We start from the raw sequence: 18021 nt of genomic DNA on the forward strand, positions 1-18021 counted from the left end.
GCGCTTCGGCGGAGGAGGCAAAACAGTTGAGTCGATCTGACTCAAGTCTGTTCATGTGTTGTAACGCAGGTCCGGCCCGAATGTTCCCCGATCCGGACAGCAATCTCGTGTGACCTGGCTCCCCCTAGCCTTGGCGGCATGATCCGCCACACCGTCGCGTTCCGGCTCCACCACGCCCCCGGCTCCGCGGAGGAGGCCGACTTCCTCGACGCTGCCCGGGCGCTGGCCGACATCCCCGGCGTCACGGCGTACGAGCAGCTGCGCCAGACCAGTCCGAAGAACGACTTCGCCTTCGGCTTCTCCATGGAGTTCGCCGACCAGGCGGCGTACGACGGCTACAACGCGCACCCCGTGCACACGGCCTTCGTCGCCGAGCGCTGGGTGCCGGAGGTCGCCGACTTCCTCGAGATCGACTACGCGCGGCTCTGACCCCGCGCGCCGTCGAGTCGGCGCATCCTGCCGCTCGTACACCGTCGAGTCGGCGCATCCTGATCCACGACGCGCCGACTCGACCCTTTCTCAGCGCTAGGACGCGCCGACTCGGCGTCGCTCAGCGGGTCCAGACGTACGGCGTCGTGGTGGTCACGGCCCGCAGGCCGGAGCGCTCGAGGATGGGGCGCGACATGTCGGTGCAGTCGGAGTGGATGAACCGGATGCCGCGCGCCACCGCGGAGCGGGCCCGGGCGGCGACGAGCGCGCGGTAGATGCCCCGGCCGCGGAACTCCGGGAGCGTCGAGCCGCCCCAGATGCCGGCGAACTCGGTGCCCTCGACGGGAGTGAGCCGACCGCCGCAGACCACCCGGTCGGCGACCTCCGCGACCCAGAACTCCGAGCCGCCCGACTCGAGCTCGCGCAGCGAGGACGCGACCGACGGCCCGCGGCCGGTGCCGAAGACCGACTCCTGCGCGTCGAGCATCCGCGTGAGGTCGTCGACGGCCGACGGTCCCGGCTCGAGACGGCGTACGACGACGGGGCCCTCGGGCGTCTCGGCGAGGGGTACGTCGACGGCGAGCCGCGAGGCCTCCCCGATCATCACCGTCTCGCGCGGCTCGGCGACGAGCCCGTGCGCGACGAGCCGGTCGCCGAGGTCGGCGGGGCGGTCGTGCCCGCGCGACTTCCACTCGAAGGACGCGACGTCCGTGTCGTCGCGGAAGTGCGCGACCGTCCTCCCGATGAGCGCGTCGAGCTCCTCGCCCACGGCACCGTCGAGATCGCGGTAGGACACGAACCCGCCGTGGTCGAAGACCCCCCACAGCAGCGGCCCCTCGCGCACCACCTCGTGGGCGCGCGCCATCTCGGCGTCGGTGCGGAGCTGCTCGTCGTAGGCCGCCAGGAGGGGGTCGGTCGTCATGGGCGGCAGCCTAGGTCCCGAAGTCAGGGGAATCTCAGGGGTTTTCGACTGCGCGGGAGCGCCTGCAGGCCGCACACTTCTCCATGTGCTCCATCGGGGGAACCTGCGCCGGGTCGTCGGCGCCTCGACCATCGCGCTGCTGATCGCTGCCCTGATGGCGTTCTACGTCGCCGACATCGCCGACGCCGGCCCGACCCGGTGCCAGCAGCACCGCCTCGACGCGCGCGAGCGAGCCGCTGTCGTGACCGGTGCGGGAGAGCGGGTGCTGGTGATCGGCGACTCGTGGTCGGTCGGCCTCGGGCTGGACGACCTGTCCGGGTCCTGGGCTGCCCGGCTCCCCGGCGAGGTGCACGTGCGCGGGTTCTCCGGGTCCGGCTTCAGCGCCGGCGCCAGCGGGTGCGGTCGCGTCTCGTTCCACGACCGCGCGCGGACCGCGGTCGGCGTACGTCCGCGAGTGGTGGTGGTCGAGGGCGGCCTCAACGACTACGACCAGCCCGACCGGGCCATCGACCACGGCTTCCGCAACCTGATGGCCGACCTCGCCGGCCAGCGCGTCGTCGTCGTCGGACCGGCGACCGCGCCGCTGCGTGCCGGCGCGGTGCCGCGCGTGGACGAGCGGCTCGAGGTGCTCTCCGAGCTGTACGGCGTGCCCTACGTGCGCACGAGCGACCTCGACCTGGACTACCTCGACGACCGCCTGCACCTCAGCGAGGACGGGCACCGCGCGTTCGGCGACGCGGTGGCCGAGCGCCTCGCCGAGGTCACGCCGGCGCGGCCCGCACCGCTCGCTCGCTGACGCAGGCCGTTCGGACCGGCGGCTCACTCGGCGAGCCAGGCAGCCCAGCTGTCGAAGGAGTAGGGCCGGCCCAGGAAGTCGGCGACCAGGTCGGCGGCGTCCTTGCGCCCGCCCATGGCGAGGACCGTGTCGCGGTAGGCGAGGGCGACGTCGGCCGCGAACAGGTCGTCGAGGTCGAACGCCGAGAAGAGGTCCTTCGCGATGACCAGCGACCACATGTAGGTGTAGTAGCCCGACGAGTAGCCGTCGAGGTGGCCGAACGCGCAGTGCATGTGGGCGCCCTCGAGCGGCGGGAAGACCGAGTAGCGGCGCTGGAGCTCGTCGCCGTACGCCGTGAGGTCGTCGTGCGGCCCGGCGTGGAACCAGTAGGACCGGGCGGCGTAGGACATCTGCTGCACGGCGTAGAGACCCTTGCCGAACTGCTCGGCCCGGCGCATCGCCGCCACCAGGTCGGCGGGGATCGTCTCGCCCGCCTCGTTGCGCGCGAAGGTGGCGAGCACGTCGGCGTCCCAGGCCCACTCCTCGAGCATCTGGCTGGGCGCCTCGACGAAGTCCCACTCGGTGGCGACGCCGGAGAAGCGGGCCCACTCGCCCTGGCCGGCGAGGACGTGGTGGACGAGGTGGCCGAACTCGTGGAAGAGGGTGACGACCTCGTCGTGCTCCATCAGCCCGCGGGCGAAGTTGCACACCAGGACGCCCTCGGGGAGCTGCTCGCCGGCGATGCCCTTGACCATGTCGAACTGGGCGGCGTGCTTGAACTTGCCCTCGCGCGGGTGGAGGTCGAGGTGGATCCGGCCGATCCGGGCGCCGTCGAGGCCGACGTCGTAGCTGGCCACCTCGTCGTGCCAGGTGCCGGCGTCCTCGCGGGGGACGGGCGTCCACTCGAGGCCGAAGAGGCGGCCGGTGACGTCGAGGAGCCCCTGGCGGACCTGCTCGAAGGCGAAGTAGGTGCGCACGACCTGCCCGTCGACGTCGTACTGCTCGCGACGGACGAGCTCGGAGTAGTAGCGCGAGTCGTAGGTGGCCACCGCGTCGGCCGTCGGGTCGTCGACCTGCTTGCGCTGCAGGAGTACGTCGACCTCCTCGGCGGCGCGCTCCTTGGCGGCCTCGCCCACCCGGTCGATGAAGTCGGCGACGGCCTGGCCGGTGCCGATCATCTTGACCTCGGTGTCGTAGTCGGGCCAGGAGTCGTGGCCCAGCAGCGACGCGGTCTCGCGGCGCACGGCCAGCAGGTCCTGCAGCACCTGGTCGTTGGCCGGCCAGGCGACGTTGTTCTGCGCCAAGGCCAGCTCGTGGCGCGCCTCGGCGTCGACGGCGAAGGTGATGAAGGGGACGAGGTCGGGGTAGTCGGTGGTGATGGTGACCAGGCCGTCGGCGTCGGGCGCGTGGGCCGCGCGGTAGTCGTCGGGCAGGCCGGCGAGCCGCTCCGGTGCGACGCGGATCGACCGGACGTCGTCGCGGATGTTGCGGCCGAAGTCCTGCGAGAGCTTGACGCCCTGCTCGCTCAGCTCGCGGAGGCGGTCGCGGGTGGCGTCGTCGCGGTCGACGCCCGCGCGGCGGAAGTCGCGCAGGGTGTGCTCGAGCACCCGACGCGCGTCGGCGTCGAGCTCGGTGAGGTCGGCGGAGGTCGCCAGGCGGTCGAAGACGGCGTAGAGGTCACGGTCCAGGCCCAGCTCGGTGACGTACTTCTGCACCTGCTGGCTCAGCTCGTCGGCGAGGTCGCGGACGGCGGCGTCGGGGTGCACCTCGGCCCACAGGGCGACGGCCTCGGCGTTGGCGATGGCGGTCTCGGCCTTGTTCCAGGCCACCAGCACGACGGGGGCGTCGGAGGAGCCGGCCTTGACCAGGCCGACCTGCTGCTGCGCCTCCTCGAGCTGGTCGTGGCAGCGCTGTGACACCCACGCGTGCCAGTCACCGTCCCCGGGGAGGTCGAGGGGAGTGGGAGCGGGCTGCGAGTCGGTGCGTGAGAGGGCCACGTGTGGAGCCTACGGGCGGGCTGTGACCGGCTCCACCGCGTCGCCCGACCCGACCTCCCCGCGACCCGTAGCGTGTCGGGGTGAGCACCTCGGGGGACGTCGCGTTCCGCTTCCGCGACATCTGGCTCGTGGCGTACGGGCCCTCGATCGTCTCGGCGATCGGCCACGGCGCGATGATGCCGGTGCTGGCGCTGCGGGCGCGGGACCTCGGTGCCGACGTCAGCGTCGCCGCGGCGATCGTCGCCCTGCTCGGCGTCGGGCAGCTCGTCGCGAGCCTGCCGGCGGGCGCCCTGGTCGCGCGGATCGGGGAGCGACGGGCGCTGGTGGCGGCCGGGCTCGTCGACGCCTGCGCGATGGCCTTCGCGGCGTTGACCGACTCGGTCCTGGGGCTGGCGGCCGGCGTGCTGCTCAGCGGGGTGTGCTGGACGCTGTTCCTCATCGCCCGGCAGGGCTTCATGATCGACGTGGTCCCCGAGACCCACCGGGCGCGCGCGATGTCGCTGCTCGGCGGCTCCTACCGCGTCGGGGTGCTGGTCGGACCGCTCATCGGTGCCGGGCTCATCGCCGTCTCGGACCTGACGAGCGTGTTCTGGCTCGGTGCCGCCATGTCGGTCATCGCCTCGCTGCTCGCGGCCACGATGCCCGACCTGGGCGAGGAGAAGCGCGCGGCGGCGCGGGCGAGCGGCCACCTGGGCGTGTGGACGGTGATCGCCGCGCACCGGCGCCTGCTCGCCACCCTGGGCACGGCGGTGGTGATCCTCGGCGCGAGCCGCTCGCTGCGGCTCAGCCTGCTGCCGCTGTGGGCAGACCACGTCGGGCTGTCGGCGTCGACGACGTCCCTCATCTTCGCCGGCGCCGCGGCCCTGGACGTGGCGTTCATGTGGCCCGGCGGCTGGCTGATGGACACCCGCGGCCGGATGGTCGTCGCCGTGCCGGTGGTGCTGTCGATGGCCGTGGCGTGCCTGCTCCTGCCGCTCGCCACGAGTGCCGTGACGGTCGCGATGGTGATGGCGCTCATCGCCTGCGGCAACGGTCTCGGGTCGGGCATCGTGATGACGCTCGGGGCGGACGCCGCCCCCGCCGACGGCCGGTCGCAGTTCCTGGGCGCCTGGCGGCTGTGCGGCGACATCGGCAACACCGGCGGACCGCTGCTGGTCGGCGCGGTCGCCGCCGTCGCCCCGCTGGCGGTGGCGAGCGTGGCCGTCGGCGTGCTCTGCCTGGCCGGCGCCGGCTGGGTGGGTCACTGGACCCGGCGCGTGGACCTGGCCCGGGCGGCGCTCAGCCGACGGTGACCGTCACCTCGTTGGACACGACGTCGGAGTCGGTGTCCACCACCCGGAACTTGTTGGGACCGGTGCGGCTCGTCTGGACGTACGTCGCGAAGGTGCCGCCGCTCACCGACATGGTCACCGGGAAGTCGGACCACGCGCCGCTCTCCATCCGCTGCACCTGCAGGATCGCCCCTTCGCCACCCTGGTAGGTACCGGTCAGGTCGATCTGCTGCATCGGGCTCACCGACTGCTGCGAGGCGGACAGCGAGATGCCTGTCGCCGGCGCCTCCGAGGTGGGCTCGGCGCCCGGGCTCGGCTCGGCCGTCTCCTCGGGCGTCGTCTCGGTGCTGGTCTCGCTGGGCCTCGGCAGCCGGAAGGTCGCCGACGTGCTCGGCTCGTCGCTGGCCTCGGTGCTCTCGCCGATGCCGGTGGCCTTGACGCCGACGAGGACGGCCAGCCCACCCAGCAGGCCGATGGCCACGGCGACGCCCACCAGGGCGACGAGCCCCGTCAGGACGGGGCGGTTCTCGGTGTCCATGGCGGTGTCGGGGGACCTTTCAGCCGGGTGCGTCGTGTGCGGTCATCATCCAAGATGGCTGGTTGCATGGCCAACCGGCGAACGTCCGTCCGACAGGATGGGACCATGCAGTCACCGTTGCGACACGGCAGGGCCGCCATCGGCACGACCCTCGCCGGCGGCGCGCTCGCCGCGCTCTCCCAGGCCCCCGACCGAGCCTCCCGCCTGCTGCGGCACCGCTACCCGACGGTGGCCGTCACCGGCATGACCGGCGTCGGCAAGACCCGTCTGGCCGACCGGCTCTCGAAGCGGGCGAGCGCGGAGTCGGCGGCGGGGACCGACGTGGGCTCCGCGGTCATGGAGCGTCGTACGCGTCGCAACGCGCGGCTGCGCGGCTACCGGTTCCGCGTCGTCCCGGGCGAGAACGCCGCCACCCGCCTGGGAGCGCTCGACGAGGTGTTCCACGACGAGCCCGTCGACGGCGTGCTGCACGTCGTGGCCTGGGGCCACGCCACCCCGCGGCGGACGGGCGGCACGACCGGTACGGCGCTCGCCAGCCGCGAGGAGCAGCTGGCAGCCGAGCTCGAGGACTGGGCGATCACGGCACACCGGATCGCGAGCATGGCGGTACGCCGGGACCGGCCGACGTGGCTGGTCGTCGCGGTCACCAAGGCCGACCTCTTCGCCGACGACATCGAGGCCGCGGTGCGCTACTACTCCCCCGGCAGCGGCACTCCGTTCGGCGACAAGCTCGACGAGCTGCGCGCGCTCGCCGGCGGCGCCAAGCTCTCCATCGACGTGCTTCCGGTGTGCGCCCGCGGCGGCGACAAGCGCTCCGCGATGCCCGAGAAGGCGTGCAACGACCTGCTCGGCCGGCTCGAGCTGCGGATGGCACAGCTCAGCGGCCACGTCTGATGCGTCGCGGGCGCCGATGGCTCAGCGTGGTCGCGACGGCGTACGTCGCCGGGCTGGTCTGGGCGGCCCTCGTCCTGCCCGAGCGGGTCCCCGCGCACTTCGACGCCGGCGGTCGCGTCGATGCCTGGTCCTCACGCGGCGGCATGCTGACCTTCTGGGCGGTCGTCGGCCTGGTGGTCCTGCTCGGCATCCCGCTGCTGACCCGGGCGCTGACCGCCGGGGACGGCACCTGGGTGAACATGCCCCGCGCGTCGAAGGACTACTGGTTCGCACCCGGGCGACGCGCGGAGTTCGCGGTGAGGTTCCAGGACGACATGGAGGCTTTCACCGCCCTGACCGGGTCGCTGCTCGTCGCCGGGTTGGCCGTCACCACATGGGTAGGGACGTCCGGGCGCGACTCGGCGCCGTGGTGGGCACTGGTGGCCGCGGTGGGCGCCTACCTGGTGCTGACGGTCGTGTGGACCGTGCGGCTGCTCCGGGCCTACCGACCCCCGACGCCGACCTGAGGCTCTTCACTGCACCGGCGATGGAGCCAGCGGCTCGACCTATGGGCCAGGGGCTCCACGTCGCCTGTCGGCGCGGCGACCAGGGGCGACCGGTCCAGACCTGCGGTCGCGTAGTTCACAGTTCCACGACTTCTGGTTTCGATGCTGTTCATCGGGGCAGAAGAGCGGCATGAGGCCGATCGCGATCAACCAGCGGGCGCTGCGGGGCGCCAAGGAGGAGCTCGACTCCGCCCGCGAGGACCTGAGGTCCGCGCTCGGCGACATCGACCACCCCGCCGACGACTTCCCCTGGCGCGACCTGATGGTCGAGGGGGTCCGCAGCCTGGTCGCCGACGCCGAGCAGGTCGCGAAGAAGTGCCGCACGCTCGCCACCGCCGTCGACGACTCGATCATCGACTTCGACGAGCTCGACGTGATGGTCGGTGAGGCCGCCACGTTCACCGCCCGGCTCGACCAGGTGACGCCGTGACCCGGGTCGTCGTCGACCCGATCGAGACCCAGCAGGACAAGCTCCGGTTCGGCGACCCGATCGGCTGCCACTACCACTGGATCGAGCCCGGCACGGTCGACTCGTACGGCGACTCGGTGCGCCGCCTCGCCGCCAAGATCGAGCTCGCCGTCGACGCCTTCGAGCGCACCTCGACCCTCTCGGAGGACGTCTTCGCCGGCGAGGCCGCCGACACGCTCCGCGACCGGGCAGGGCGCCGGCACGAGGAGTCTGCGACCGTCCGCGACCACCTCCGTGGCCTCGGCCGCGCCATCAATGCCTACTCCGACGTGCTCCGGCGCCACCGCGAGGGCCTCGAGCAGCTGCGCGACCTGGCCGTGAGCCGGGGCCTCGAGGTGCGCGACAACCGCATCTGGCCTCCCGTCGAGACGCTGCCCGGCGACGCCACGCAGAAGCAGGCCGACGCGTGGGAGGCCGACTGGAAGGCCTACCAGGCGTGCTTCGAGACCAAGACCGAGCTGCGCGACGCCCGCCGCGCCGCCACGCGTGAGCTCGTCAAGGCGCTCGCCGAGCACGCCGGCGTCCACCCCGACAAGGACCGCGCCACTCTCGTACCGGCCGGCGGCAACAAGGTGACCTTCGGCGAGCTCCGGCGCGAGGCCGCCGAGGAGGCCCTCGAGGCCGTGCAGGCCCAGGACGCCGCCGAGTCGGCGCGCAGCACGGTCGACGAGCTCCGGCGCCGCGAGCAGAACGCGCTCGGCCGGCTCGAGGAGCTCGTGCTCGCCGAGGCGCCGTCCGAGGAGATCCAGGCGCAGGCCGGCAAGGTCCAGACGCTGCACCGCGAGCTCGCCGACGCCAGGGTCGACCTGCGCGAGACCGAGGTCGTGGCCGACCGCGAGCAGGCGCAGGCCAACCGTGCCGCCCGTGACCTCCAGGACGCCGAGGCAGGACGCCCCCGCCTGGTCGCGGAGCTCGCCGACGGGCCGCCCGTCACTCCCACCGACCTGCGCGACCGCCTCGGCTGAGGCAGGAGGCTGCTAGGCGGACGCCGGCCCTGCTGCGCGCCGCTCGCGCTCGGCGACGGCGTGGGTGTCGGTGCGCGAGTCGTACGACCAGAAGTCCCGCAGTGCAGCCGCGGTCAGCAGCACGCCCCCGACGCACGCCACGCCACCGCTGACGATCGCGCCTCGCACCGACCACGCGTCCGCCACGAAGCCGGCGCGGGTCTCGCCGACCATCGGCCCGACCGAGTAGGACAGCATCTCGATGCCGGCCAGGCGCCCGCGCATGGTGTCGGGGATCGTCTGGTTCCAGACCGTCGACCTGAAGACCGCCGACACCATGTCGGCCGCGCCGGACAGCGCCAGGAACAGGCACGCCAGCCCGAACGACGGCATCAGTCCGGCCAGCGCGATGCAGGCGCCGTACAGGCTGGCGGCGATCACGATCGCACGGCCGTGGTGGTGCACCCGGCCGACCCAGCCGCTGAGCGCGGTCGCGGCGAGGGCACCCACGGTCTCGGCCGAGTAGAGCAGTCCGAGCAGCTCGGGGCGGTCGAAGACCTCGTGCGCGAGGGCCGGGAACAGCACGACCGGGATGGCCAGCATCATCGCCGCGATGTCGACGAGGTAGGTGCCGAGCAGGTCGCGGCGGCGCAACGCGTAGGTGAGACCCTCGTGGATCCCGCGCAGGCTGGGTGGGGTGGTCTCACCGTCGTGCGGGTAGGGCCGCATCGCCGCGAACAGCAGCGTGGCGACCGCGTAGCCGACCAGGCCGGCGACGAAGCACCAGCCGACGCCGACGTAGGCCACCAGCAGGCCCCCGACGAGGGGGCCGAGGAGGACGCCGAACTGCATCGCGAAGCTGCTCAACGCGTTGGCCGCGGCGATCTGGTCGTGCCGCACGGTGCGCGGTTCCAGCGCCTCGCGTGACGGGCGCTGCATCGAGCTCACCGCGGCGTAGAGCGCGGCGATGACGAAGATGACCCACACCCTCGGCTGGGCGGAGAAGGCGTTCCAGGCGAAGGCACCCATCAGGGCGACCTGGGCGACGCCGGTGGCGACGAGCAGGCGGCGCCGGTCGACGTGGTCGGCCAGCGCACCGCCGTACAGGCCGAAGACGACGAGCGGTCCGAGCTCGACGAGCCCGACCAGGCCGACCAGGAGGTTGGAGCCGGTGAGGTCGTAGATCGCGAACGGCACGGCGACGTAGGCCACCATGCTGCCGAGGTAGAACACGCTGCCGGCAGTGAAGAGGAGGCGGAAGTCGCGCGACTCCCGCAGCGGGGTCACGTCCATCCGCATCGCGCGGAACCGGTCGGTCCAGGTCACGAATGGACAGTGTCGCAGCCGCGGCCGGCCCGCGCGCGCGAGTTTTCAGGAGACCCTGCGGACCTCGACCACCTCGTGTCGCGGCACCGCGCTGTCGCGCACGGCGGAGCAGGTCAGCCGGTGCAGGTCGGCGCCGAGCACCCGACGTACGACGACGTCGACCTGCCCGCGTCCGTGCACCGCGAACCGGGCGGTGGTGAGCTCGCCGTCCACGCGGACGGCGCCGGGACGTACGTCGTCGAGCCCGAGGAGCCCGTGCTCGCGCCGGAGCGCGACGTCGGCCGCCTGGACGGCCATCGGCAGGTCGGAGCGGCCGCGGAGGTGCTCGAGGAGCACCTCGCCCCGGGCGGTGGCGGCGGCGACGTCCTGGGCCGACTCCGGGTCGAGTCCGCCGTAGTAGAGCCCGCGGGGCAGGACGACGAGGTTGCCGGCGAACCGGTCGCCGCCGACGTGCGAGGTCTCCCAGACGCCGGCGCCGTGCGGGCCTGACGCCAGCGCGAGGGCGACCGGCCGCCCGAGCTCGGCGCAGCAGGCGTCGTGGCGCCCGTGCGTGCAGACGGTGAGGACGGGGGCGCCCACCGGCTCGAGACCGACGGAGCGACCGGCACCGAGGGCGGCCAGGTCGAGGTCACGCACGTCCTCGATCCGGGCGAGGTCGGTGCCCTCCGCCCACGAGGCCGGCCCGGCCGCGCGGGCGGCGACGACGCGGGTGGGTCCGGCGCCGGCGCGCCTGCCGGGTCTGCGGACGAGGAGCACCCGGACCCGGTGCCGCCGCGACTCCTGCTGCAGGTGGGCACCGAGGCCGTCGGGCAGCCGGGCGTCACGTAGGGCGTCGACGCCCCACGGCCCGGCGTGCTCGAGCAGCAGGAAGCTGCGCACCGTCGAGGCGGTGCCGGCCAGCACGTCACCGCGCGCCCGGCTCGCGCTCGCGCAGCGGAACGCGGTCACCGGACGACCTCGAGCAGGCCCTCCCGCACCAGCCGTCGGCACAGGACCAGCGCGCTCTGTCCGTCCGTCGGGAGGTCTCCCGGCACGAGCTCGGCGTGTGCGGCGACGTGCTCGAGCGCCGGCCGGACCCGCGAGGGCACCCGCAGGACGCGGTCGCCGATCATCACCCGGACCGCGTCGCCGTCGTCGACAAGCACGCACGGATGCCCGCGCCGGCGGCGCAGCCGGGTGTCGACGTCGAACCCGGCCGCGAGGGCGTCCCGGTCGAGCAAGGTGCCCGCCAGCCGCGGCGGACGGGCGCTGAGGAAGCCCTCGACCTGGTGGCCGGCGAGCGCGGCAGGATCGAGGCGGCGTACGGCGTCGGCGACCGCGGCGAGCCGGTCGGCGAGGCCGTCGGCGAGACGGGCGGGGTCGTCGAGGTAGCCGGCGGGCACGTGGTCGTCGGGCACGTCGGCGAGCAGGCGTCCGACCTCCCGGGTGACCAGGCTGCGCCACGTCAGCTGGTTGATGCCGATGGTGAGGTGGAGCGAGACCGAGTCCTGCGCCCGGGCGGCGTGGGGCGTGCCGGTCGGCAGGTAGGCGACGACGCCGGGCTCCAGCAGCAGCTCGCCCGGACCACCCTCGCCGTGCACCTCCCACATCTTCGTGCCGTGGGTCTGCATCACGAACACGTCGTGGGAGTCGGTGTGGACCGCGAAGCCCTGGGCGCCCGGAGGCGTGAGGTAGGCGTTGGCCTGGCACGGGTGGCCAAGCTCCAGCTCGAGCTCCGCGACCAGGTCGCCGACGGGCGACCAGTAGCGCTGGAGCCCCTGCAGCACGATCGTGGCGCCCTCGTCGTGCAGGCGCATCACCTTGACCGGGTCGACCAGCCCGGTGAGCGGCTTGCCGGCGAGGCTGCCGCCGCGGGTGAAGGCCGACTCGGGCAGCACGGAGCCGTCGCGGGCGACCCGGACGGCCGGGGCACGGATCGCGGTCTCGGTGAGCAGGTGGTCGACGTGGGCGAGCGAGAGCACCTCGGCGCCGTACGACGGGTCGATGCGGTGGACGTGGACCGATGACGCCCAGACCTTGTCGACGAAGGTCTGGGCGTCACCGGTGAGGCGGTCGAGAGCGCTCAGAGCGACGCGCCGTCGGTGCCGTCGGCGTCGGTGGAGTCGCCGTCGGTGGCGTCGGTCGAGTCGCCGTCCGTCGCGTCGGCGTCGGTGCCGTCGGCATCGGTGGAGTCACCGTCGGTGGCGTCGGTCGAGTCGCCGTCCGTGGCGTCGGCGTCGGTGCCGTCGGCGTCCGTCGCGGGGCCGGCTGCGACCCCGGTCGGGTCGACCCCCTCGGTGGTCATCTCGTCGTCGCCGAGCGGGTTTCCGGGAGTCGTCATGGGTTCCTCCTACTCGCGCCGCGACGGACGGTCCGCCCCGGATGTGGGTCGAGTCTGGTGCTCGCGAGCTCCACCGTCCCACACCCCTGGGGACGGGGTCAGCCCCCGCCGGACACCGCCGTACGGACCTCGAAGCGGGTGGTCCCCTTGACCTTGTCGTCGCCGCACGACTGCCGCCGTCCCGGGCCCGGGACCGCGACGAGCTCGTCGGCGGGATCACCGCCCGCCAGCACGTGCAGCTCGTGGGCCTGCTCGACCGCGGGCCGGCCCGCGCGGCCGCGGGACCATGGCAGCGGGACCTCGCCGCGCGCGACCGCTGCGCACGCCTCGACGGCGGCGTCGGTGTCGAGCCGGCCGAGGGTGATGCCGCTGGGCAGCGCCAGCAGCGTGCCGGAGAACCGGTGCCCGCCGAGGTGGGTGGTCTCCCAGGTCGCCTCGGGCCACGTGCGCGCGAGCCGCCCGGCGATCGGGCGGCCGACCTCGGCGCAGCAGCGGTCGCGCTTGCCGTTGGTGCACACCAGCCAGAGCGGGGCGTCGTACGACGACAGGCGGGCGAGGTCGAGGTCGAGCAGGTCCTCGGGCCGGTCGAGGACCGTGGCGCTGACGTCGTAGCCCGTCGCGGTGGCGCTGGCGCGGAAGACGTGCGTGCCGGGACCGGCGCTGCCGTCGGGTCGGCGGAGCAGGAGGACCTTCAGGCCCACCGACCCGAGGTGGTCGCGGACGGCCTCGGGGAGGCGGTTGTCGCTGGTCGCCTCGCGTCCCCACGGTCCGGGGCTCTCCACCAGCAGGAGCTCGCGGTCGGTGGGCGCCGTGCCGGCCATCGGTTCGTCGTCGACGAGGCTGGCGATCGAGCACCGGAAGTCAGGCATGGCGAGAAGTGTGACCGACCGGTCCCACCCCGTCCCCGACCGGGAGTCAGAGCAGGCCCCGCCGGCGCGCGACCGCGGCAGCCTCGGTGCGCGAGGCGGCGTCGAGCTTGGCGAGGATGTTGGAGACGTGGACCGACACGGTCTTGGTGCTGATGAACAGCTGCTTGCCGATCTCGCCGTTGGACCTGCCCTCGGCGACGAGGGCGAGGATCTCGGCCTCGCGCGGGGTCAGCGTCGCCGTGTGGGCGGAGGTGGCGGGCGCCGGGGCCGATCCCTGGGCGGTGAGCCCGTCGAGCATGGGCTGCGCGCCGAGGGCCCGGGCGGCCTCGCGCGCCTGGTCGGCGACGGTCCTGGCGCCTGCGGCGTCGCCGACCGCGCGCAGCACGCCGGCCAGCCGCACCCGGGTCTGGGCGACCTCCGGGACGCTGCCGTAGGCGACGGCGGTCTCCTCGGCCTCACGCCAGGCCGCGACGAGCTCGTCGGCGGTGGGCGGGTCGACCTGCGCGAGCCAGCGCCACCGGAGGTGCTCGGCGGTGCGACGGGCCACCCACATGCGGTACTCCGGGCCGTGGCTGCCGTCGTAGGGGGCGTAGAAGTCGATCACCCGGGCGCCGTCGGCCATCAGCCGTTCGACGTCGTGCGCCGCCGACTCCCGCTCGTCGGCCGACTGTCGGGGGGCGGCCGCGGCGAAGGCGGCGAGGGTGAGGGTCGCGAGGCGCAGCCGCGCCTGGAACCACTCGTGCCACACCGGGACGACCGCGTCGACGACGTCGTCGTAGACCGACAGGGCGAGGGTGGCGTCGCCGGCCGCCGCGGCGCGCATGATCTCGGCGCCACCGGACGAGATGGCGGTCAGGCCGTCGGTGCTCCAGTAGTCACGCAGGCGCTCGAGGGCTGCCTCCTTGCGCCGACCCCGGATGCCGATCGTGATGAGCATCTGGTGGGCGAAGTAGAGCCATTCGAAGACCATGGGCGGGTTCTGCCCGCTGACGTCGAGGAGGGCCCACGCCTCGTCGAGGAGTCCCTGGTGGGTGAGCGCGACCGCCATCAACAGCCGCGCCTCGGCGGGGTAGGGCGACCAGATGAGCCCGCCGACCTCGCTGCGCGCGATGACCTCGCGGTAGACCGCCACGGCGGTGTCGAGGTCGCCCTCGTCGTGGTGGTGGCGGCCGAGGAGGTAGAGCGCGCGGAGCTCGGCCTCGATGAGCCCGGCCTGACGGGCCCGGTCGGCCGCGGCCCGCCACCCGGCGCTGGGGCTCGCCCCTCCGGCCGGGTCGAGCCCGGCGACAGTGGCGTGCAGCTCGACGGCGAGGCTGGTGAGGTCGTTGCGCTCGGCCAGCTCGAGCGCCTGCAGCGCCACGCTCCGTGCCTCGTCGGCGTGCCACCCACCCAGGCTCTGGGCGTGCACCAGGAGCGCGCGGGCCAGCAGCTTCGGCGGCCCGCCGCGCAACAGCTCGACGGCCTCCGCGGCGATCTCGCGCGGCGACTCGGTGGTGTCGGTGAGCAGCAGGGCCGACGCGAGCGCCGTGAGCAGCTGGCCGCGGTCGATGGCCGAGCGCTCGGCCGGCAGGGCCGCGAGCCGCGCCCGGAGCACCTTGACCGCCTTGGGCACCCGGCCGGAGGCGATCAACGCCTCGGCGCACCGCCGGGCCAGGGCGAAGGCGTCCACGTCGGCCACGGGCTCGTGGGCGGTGTCGACCAGCTCGAGCGCGTCGAGGAAGTGGGTCGCCGCCTCGGCGGGGCCGCCGACGGCCAGCGCCTCCTCACCGGCCTCGATGGACGCGCGGACGGCGACCGGGCGGTCGTCGGCCCGACGAGCGTGCTGCGCGAGCTCGGCCGCCGTACCGATGGCGCGGCCCTCGCCCAGCGCCGCGACGAAGGCGGCGTGCAGCCGCATCCGCTCCCCGGGCAGCAGGTCGTCGTAGACCGCCTCGCCCAGCAGCGCGTGCCGGAAGGCGTAGGTACCACCGCGGGAGGCGACGAGGACGTGCGCGTCGACGGCGTCGCGCAGCGCTCCCTCGAGCTCGGCGGAGCCCAGGTCGGACACGGCGGCCAGCATGCTGTGGCTGACCTGGCGCCCGGCGACCGAGACCAGCCGCACGACGCGGCGAGTCGTCTCGTCGAGGCGGTCGAGGTGGACGAGCAGCACGTCGGCGAGCTCGCCGGGGACCTGGCCGGACCGGGCGGCGCCGACGAGCTCCTCGATGAAGAACGGGTTGCCCTCGGCGCGGTCGACGATCGAGACGTACTCCGCCTCGGACAGCGTGGAGGGGTGGAGCGCGCGGACGAGGCGGCGTACGTCGTCGTCGGCGAGCGGTTCGACCTGCAGCCGGTCGACCCCCCGCAGGCGCATCCACTCCGCGACCTGGCGGCGCAGCGGGTGGCGGCGGTGGAGGTCGTCGGCGCGGTAGGACACGACGAGCGCGACGCCGGGGAGCGGCCGGGAGAAGAGGAAGCTCAGCATGTCGCGGGTCGACTCGTCGGCCCAGTGGGCGTCCTCGACCACGACGAGGACCGGAGCGCGCTCGGCGACGGCGGCGAGGAGGTGGCCGAACGCGTCGTAGACGTTGCCGCGGTCGAGGGCCTGGTCGCCCGACGCGGTCTCGCTGCTGCGGATCCGGCGGCCGGGCTGGAGTCGGGCGAGGGTGGGGTGCACCTCGAGCACGCGGCCCGTGACGTCGGGGAGGTCGGCCATCAGGCGGCCGAGGATCTCGGAGAAGGGGAGGTAGGGCAACGAGCTGTCGGCGAGGTCGAGGCAGTGGCCGGCGACGACCTGCCAGTCCGCCTCGAGCGCGGTGTCGCACAGGGCCATCAGCAGGCGGGTCTTGCCCACGCCGGCGTCACCACCGACCAGCACCGCGCGGGCGGGGGCCAGCGCCTCGGCGGACCGCTCCCCGGACGTGCGAATGCCGAGCTGGGCGGTGAGTTGCTCCAGCTCGGCATCGCGTCCGATGAGATCGGTGGTCCGCAGGGCCGGCACGGACGACATTGTGTCCTGTCGGTCCGACGTTGTCGGTCCGTCATGGATGGTGTCGTGTCGGTCCGACACGTGCGGGTCGATCGCGGTGCGGGTCACTTCTGGGTGTCGTCGGTGCGGACCCGGGTCCAGCGGCGGTGCCCGTAGTCCTTCCGGATCCTGTCCTGTCGGTAGCTGATCTCGGCGCCCAGGAAGCTGTCGGTGGTGTACATGTCCTTCTCCTCATCTCCTCGGCCCGGTGTCGGACCGTGAGAAGAGAGTGCGTCCGTGAGGTAGGCCCGGACATCGGGCGCGTGCCCTATCTCCGGGTGACCGGCTACCTCAGACGCGCGCCCCGACGGCGTACGACGCCCTCCTGAGGTAGCTGCCCCGGCTGTCCGCTGGCCGTCGTCGGCCAGGCGCGGGGGCGGCCAGTGGGTAGTCCAGTGACGGATGGTCGTCGGATGACCCCGACGCCAGCCATTCGTCACTGGACTACCCGGGGGGCGGCCCGGGCGGTGGTAGTCCAGTGACGGATGGTCGTCGGAGCTGCCCTTCGACAGCCATTCGTCACTGGACTACCGCGTGACTACCTCGCGACGACGGGGCGCCCGGCCTGCCAGACCCCGGCGACGAGGGGGACGCCGGGGCGGTAGGCGAGGTGGACGTAGGACGGTGCGTCGAGGAGGACGAGGTCGGCGACCTTGCCGGGAGCGAGCACGCCGACGTCGTCGCGGCCGAGGGCCGCTGCGCCCATGGCGGTCGCGGCGTGCAGGGCCTCCGTGGGACTCATCCGCATCTCGCGGACGGCCAGCGCGATGCACAGCGCCATCGAGGACGTGAAGCAGGACCCCGGGTTGCAGTCGCTGGCGAGGGCGATCCGCACACCGGCGTCGAGCAGGCGACGGGCATCGGGGTAGGGCTGGCGCGTGGAGAACTCCACGCCCGGCAGCAGCGTCGCGATCGTGCCGCTGTCCGCGAGCGCGGCGACGTCCTCGTCGGCCAGGTAGGTGCAGTGGTCGACCGCGACGAGGCCGAGCTCGCAGGCGAGCCGGACGCCGCCGCCGTACGTCAGCTGGTTGGCGTGGAGGCGTCCGCGCAGGCCGTTGTCGGACCCCGCCGCCAGGATGGTGCGTGCCTGGTCGACGTCGAAGGCGCCATCCTCGCAGAACACGTCGATCCACCGGGCGTGCGGTGCCGCCGCCGCGAGCATGGGGCCGGTGACGAGATCGACGTAGTCCTCGGGGGTGGTGTCAGCGGGGACGACGTGGGCGCCGAGGAAGGTCGTGTCCTCGGTGAACTGACGGGCCACGGCGAGGCTGCGGGCCTCGTCGTGGACCGACAACCCGTATCCGCTCTTGATCTCGACGGAGGTGGTGCCCTGGGCCCGCATCTCGGCAACGAGCCGGGCGACGTGGGACGTGAGCTGTTCGTCCGTGGCGGCACGGGTCTTCGCGACCGTGGTGCGGATGCCGCCTGCCGTGTAGGGCTGGCCGGTCATCCGCGCCTCGAACTCCGCGGAGCGGTCGCCGGCGAAGACGAGGTGGCTGTGCGAGTCGACGAAGCCGGGGATGACGGCGCGTCCGCCGGCGTCGACCTGCACGTCGGCGGCGGGTGCCTCGGCGGCCGGGCCGACCCAGGCGACACGACTGCCCTCGACCACGACGGCGGCGTCGTGGACGAGGCCGAGCAGGCCGCCGTGCTCCGCCCGCGCGGGGTCGTTGGTGCTGAGCTCGCCGATGCCGGTGATGACGGTGCTGCCCATG

Annotated in this window: 17 protein-coding genes; 7 read left to right on the forward strand and 10 right to left on the reverse strand. The window is 73.7% G+C overall.

What is annotated here, in order from left to right; genetic code table 11:
• The first annotated feature begins 138 nt into the window (after window positions 1-138).
• A complete protein-coding gene (locus HOO61_RS02715; RefSeq protein WP_172256684.1) occupies window positions 139-429 on the forward strand; it encodes a Dabb family protein in 291 nt (96 codons plus the stop codon).
• A 121-nt stretch (window positions 430-550) separates the two neighbouring features.
• On the opposite strand, the gene HOO61_RS02720 is transcribed toward HOO61_RS02715, so the two are convergent.
• The gene (locus HOO61_RS02720; RefSeq protein WP_172256686.1) at window positions 551-1351 is read right to left on the reverse strand and encodes a GNAT family N-acetyltransferase; all 801 of its coding nucleotides are present in this window, start codon (window positions 1349-1351) and stop codon (window positions 551-553) included.
• Between the two features lie 85 nt (window positions 1352-1436).
• Here HOO61_RS02720 and HOO61_RS02725 point away from each other — a divergent pair, with 85 nt between their 5' ends.
• Complete coding sequence (locus HOO61_RS02725; protein ID WP_172256688.1) at window positions 1437-2147, forward strand: GDSL-type esterase/lipase family protein; 711 nt, start codon at window positions 1437-1439, stop codon at window positions 2145-2147.
• Window positions 2148-2170: 23 nt separating this feature from the next.
• Here the strand turns inward: HOO61_RS02725 and HOO61_RS02730 are convergent, their stop codons facing one another.
• On the reverse strand, window positions 2171-4123 hold the full coding sequence (locus HOO61_RS02730) for a M3 family metallopeptidase (protein ID WP_172256690.1): 1953 nt from the start codon (window positions 4121-4123) through the stop codon (window positions 2171-2173).
• 80 nt (window positions 4124-4203) lie between these two features.
• On the opposite strand from HOO61_RS02730, the gene HOO61_RS02735 reads away from it, so the two are divergent.
• A complete protein-coding gene (locus HOO61_RS02735) occupies window positions 4204-5415 on the forward strand; it encodes an MFS transporter (RefSeq protein ID WP_367649993.1) in 1212 nt (403 codons plus the stop codon).
• Here the strand turns inward: HOO61_RS02735 and HOO61_RS02740 are convergent.
• On the reverse strand, window positions 5402-5932 hold the full coding sequence (locus tag HOO61_RS02740) for a hypothetical protein (RefSeq protein ID WP_172256692.1): 531 nt from the start codon (window positions 5930-5932) through the stop codon (window positions 5402-5404). The two genes, HOO61_RS02735 and HOO61_RS02740, sit on opposite strands and share 14 nt — an antisense overlap.
• A 105-nt stretch (window positions 5933-6037) precedes the next feature.
• Between HOO61_RS02740 and HOO61_RS02745 the strand changes: the two genes are divergently transcribed.
• The 4 genes from HOO61_RS02745 to HOO61_RS02760 all read left to right on the forward strand — a co-directional run bounded on the left by HOO61_RS02745 (window position 6038) and on the right by HOO61_RS02760 (window position 8805).
• The gene (locus tag HOO61_RS02745) at window positions 6038-6826 is read left to right on the forward strand and encodes a hypothetical protein (protein ID WP_172256694.1); all 789 of its coding nucleotides are present in this window, start codon (window positions 6038-6040) and stop codon (window positions 6824-6826) included.
• Complete coding sequence (locus HOO61_RS02750; RefSeq protein ID WP_172256697.1) at window positions 6826-7332, forward strand: DUF1648 domain-containing protein; 507 nt, start codon at window positions 6826-6828, stop codon at window positions 7330-7332. The genes HOO61_RS02745 and HOO61_RS02750 overlap by 1 nt, the downstream gene beginning before the upstream one ends.
• A 169-nt stretch (window positions 7333-7501) precedes the next feature.
• Window positions 7502-7801 (forward strand): hypothetical protein, encoded by a 300-nt coding sequence (locus tag HOO61_RS02755; RefSeq protein ID WP_172256699.1) that lies wholly within the window; start codon window positions 7502-7504, stop codon window positions 7799-7801.
• On the forward strand, window positions 7798-8805 hold the full coding sequence (locus HOO61_RS02760) for a hypothetical protein (RefSeq protein ID WP_172256701.1): 1008 nt from the start codon (window positions 7798-7800) through the stop codon (window positions 8803-8805). Before HOO61_RS02755 ends, HOO61_RS02760 begins: the two co-directional genes overlap by 4 nt.
• Window positions 8806-8817: 12 nt before the next feature.
• On the opposite strand, the gene HOO61_RS02765 is transcribed toward HOO61_RS02760, so the two are convergent.
• The 7 genes from HOO61_RS02765 to hutI all read right to left on the reverse strand — a co-directional run bounded on the left by HOO61_RS02765 (window position 8818) and on the right by hutI (window position 18020).
• On the reverse strand, window positions 8818-10110 hold the full coding sequence (locus HOO61_RS02765) for an MFS transporter (RefSeq protein ID WP_367649994.1): 1293 nt from the start codon (window positions 10108-10110) through the stop codon (window positions 8818-8820).
• A gap of 45 nt (window positions 10111-10155) precedes the next feature.
• Window positions 10156-11058, reverse strand: a complete 903-nt coding sequence (locus HOO61_RS24750; RefSeq protein ID WP_172256703.1) for a sucrase ferredoxin — start codon at window positions 11056-11058, stop codon at window positions 10156-10158.
• On the reverse strand, window positions 11055-12071 hold the full coding sequence (locus HOO61_RS02775) for a cupin domain-containing protein (protein WP_367649995.1): 1017 nt from the start codon (window positions 12069-12071) through the stop codon (window positions 11055-11057). The genes HOO61_RS24750 and HOO61_RS02775 overlap by 4 nt, the downstream gene beginning before the upstream one ends.
• A 101-nt stretch (window positions 12072-12172) precedes the next feature.
• On the reverse strand, window positions 12173-12430 hold the full coding sequence (locus HOO61_RS02780; RefSeq protein ID WP_172256705.1) for a hypothetical protein: 258 nt from the start codon (window positions 12428-12430) through the stop codon (window positions 12173-12175).
• 98 nt (window positions 12431-12528) lie between these two features.
• Entirely contained in the window at window positions 12529-13299 is a 771-nt protein-coding gene (locus tag HOO61_RS02785) for a sucrase ferredoxin (protein ID WP_172256707.1), read from the reverse strand.
• Between the two features lie 46 nt (window positions 13300-13345).
• Window positions 13346-16279 (reverse strand): helix-turn-helix transcriptional regulator, encoded by a 2934-nt coding sequence (locus HOO61_RS24425; RefSeq protein WP_172256709.1) that lies wholly within the window; start codon window positions 16277-16279, stop codon window positions 13346-13348.
• A gap of 565 nt (window positions 16280-16844) precedes the next feature.
• Window positions 16845-18020, reverse strand: coding sequence for an imidazolonepropionase (gene hutI / locus HOO61_RS02795; RefSeq protein ID WP_172256711.1), 1176 nt, complete (start codon window positions 18018-18020; stop codon window positions 16845-16847).
• Window position 18021: the final 1 nt, after the last annotated feature.

The sequence above is a fragment of the Nocardioides sp. zg-1230 genome, from assembly GCF_013155335.1.
Classification (GTDB): Bacteria; Actinomycetota; Actinomycetes; order Propionibacteriales; family Nocardioidaceae; genus Nocardioides.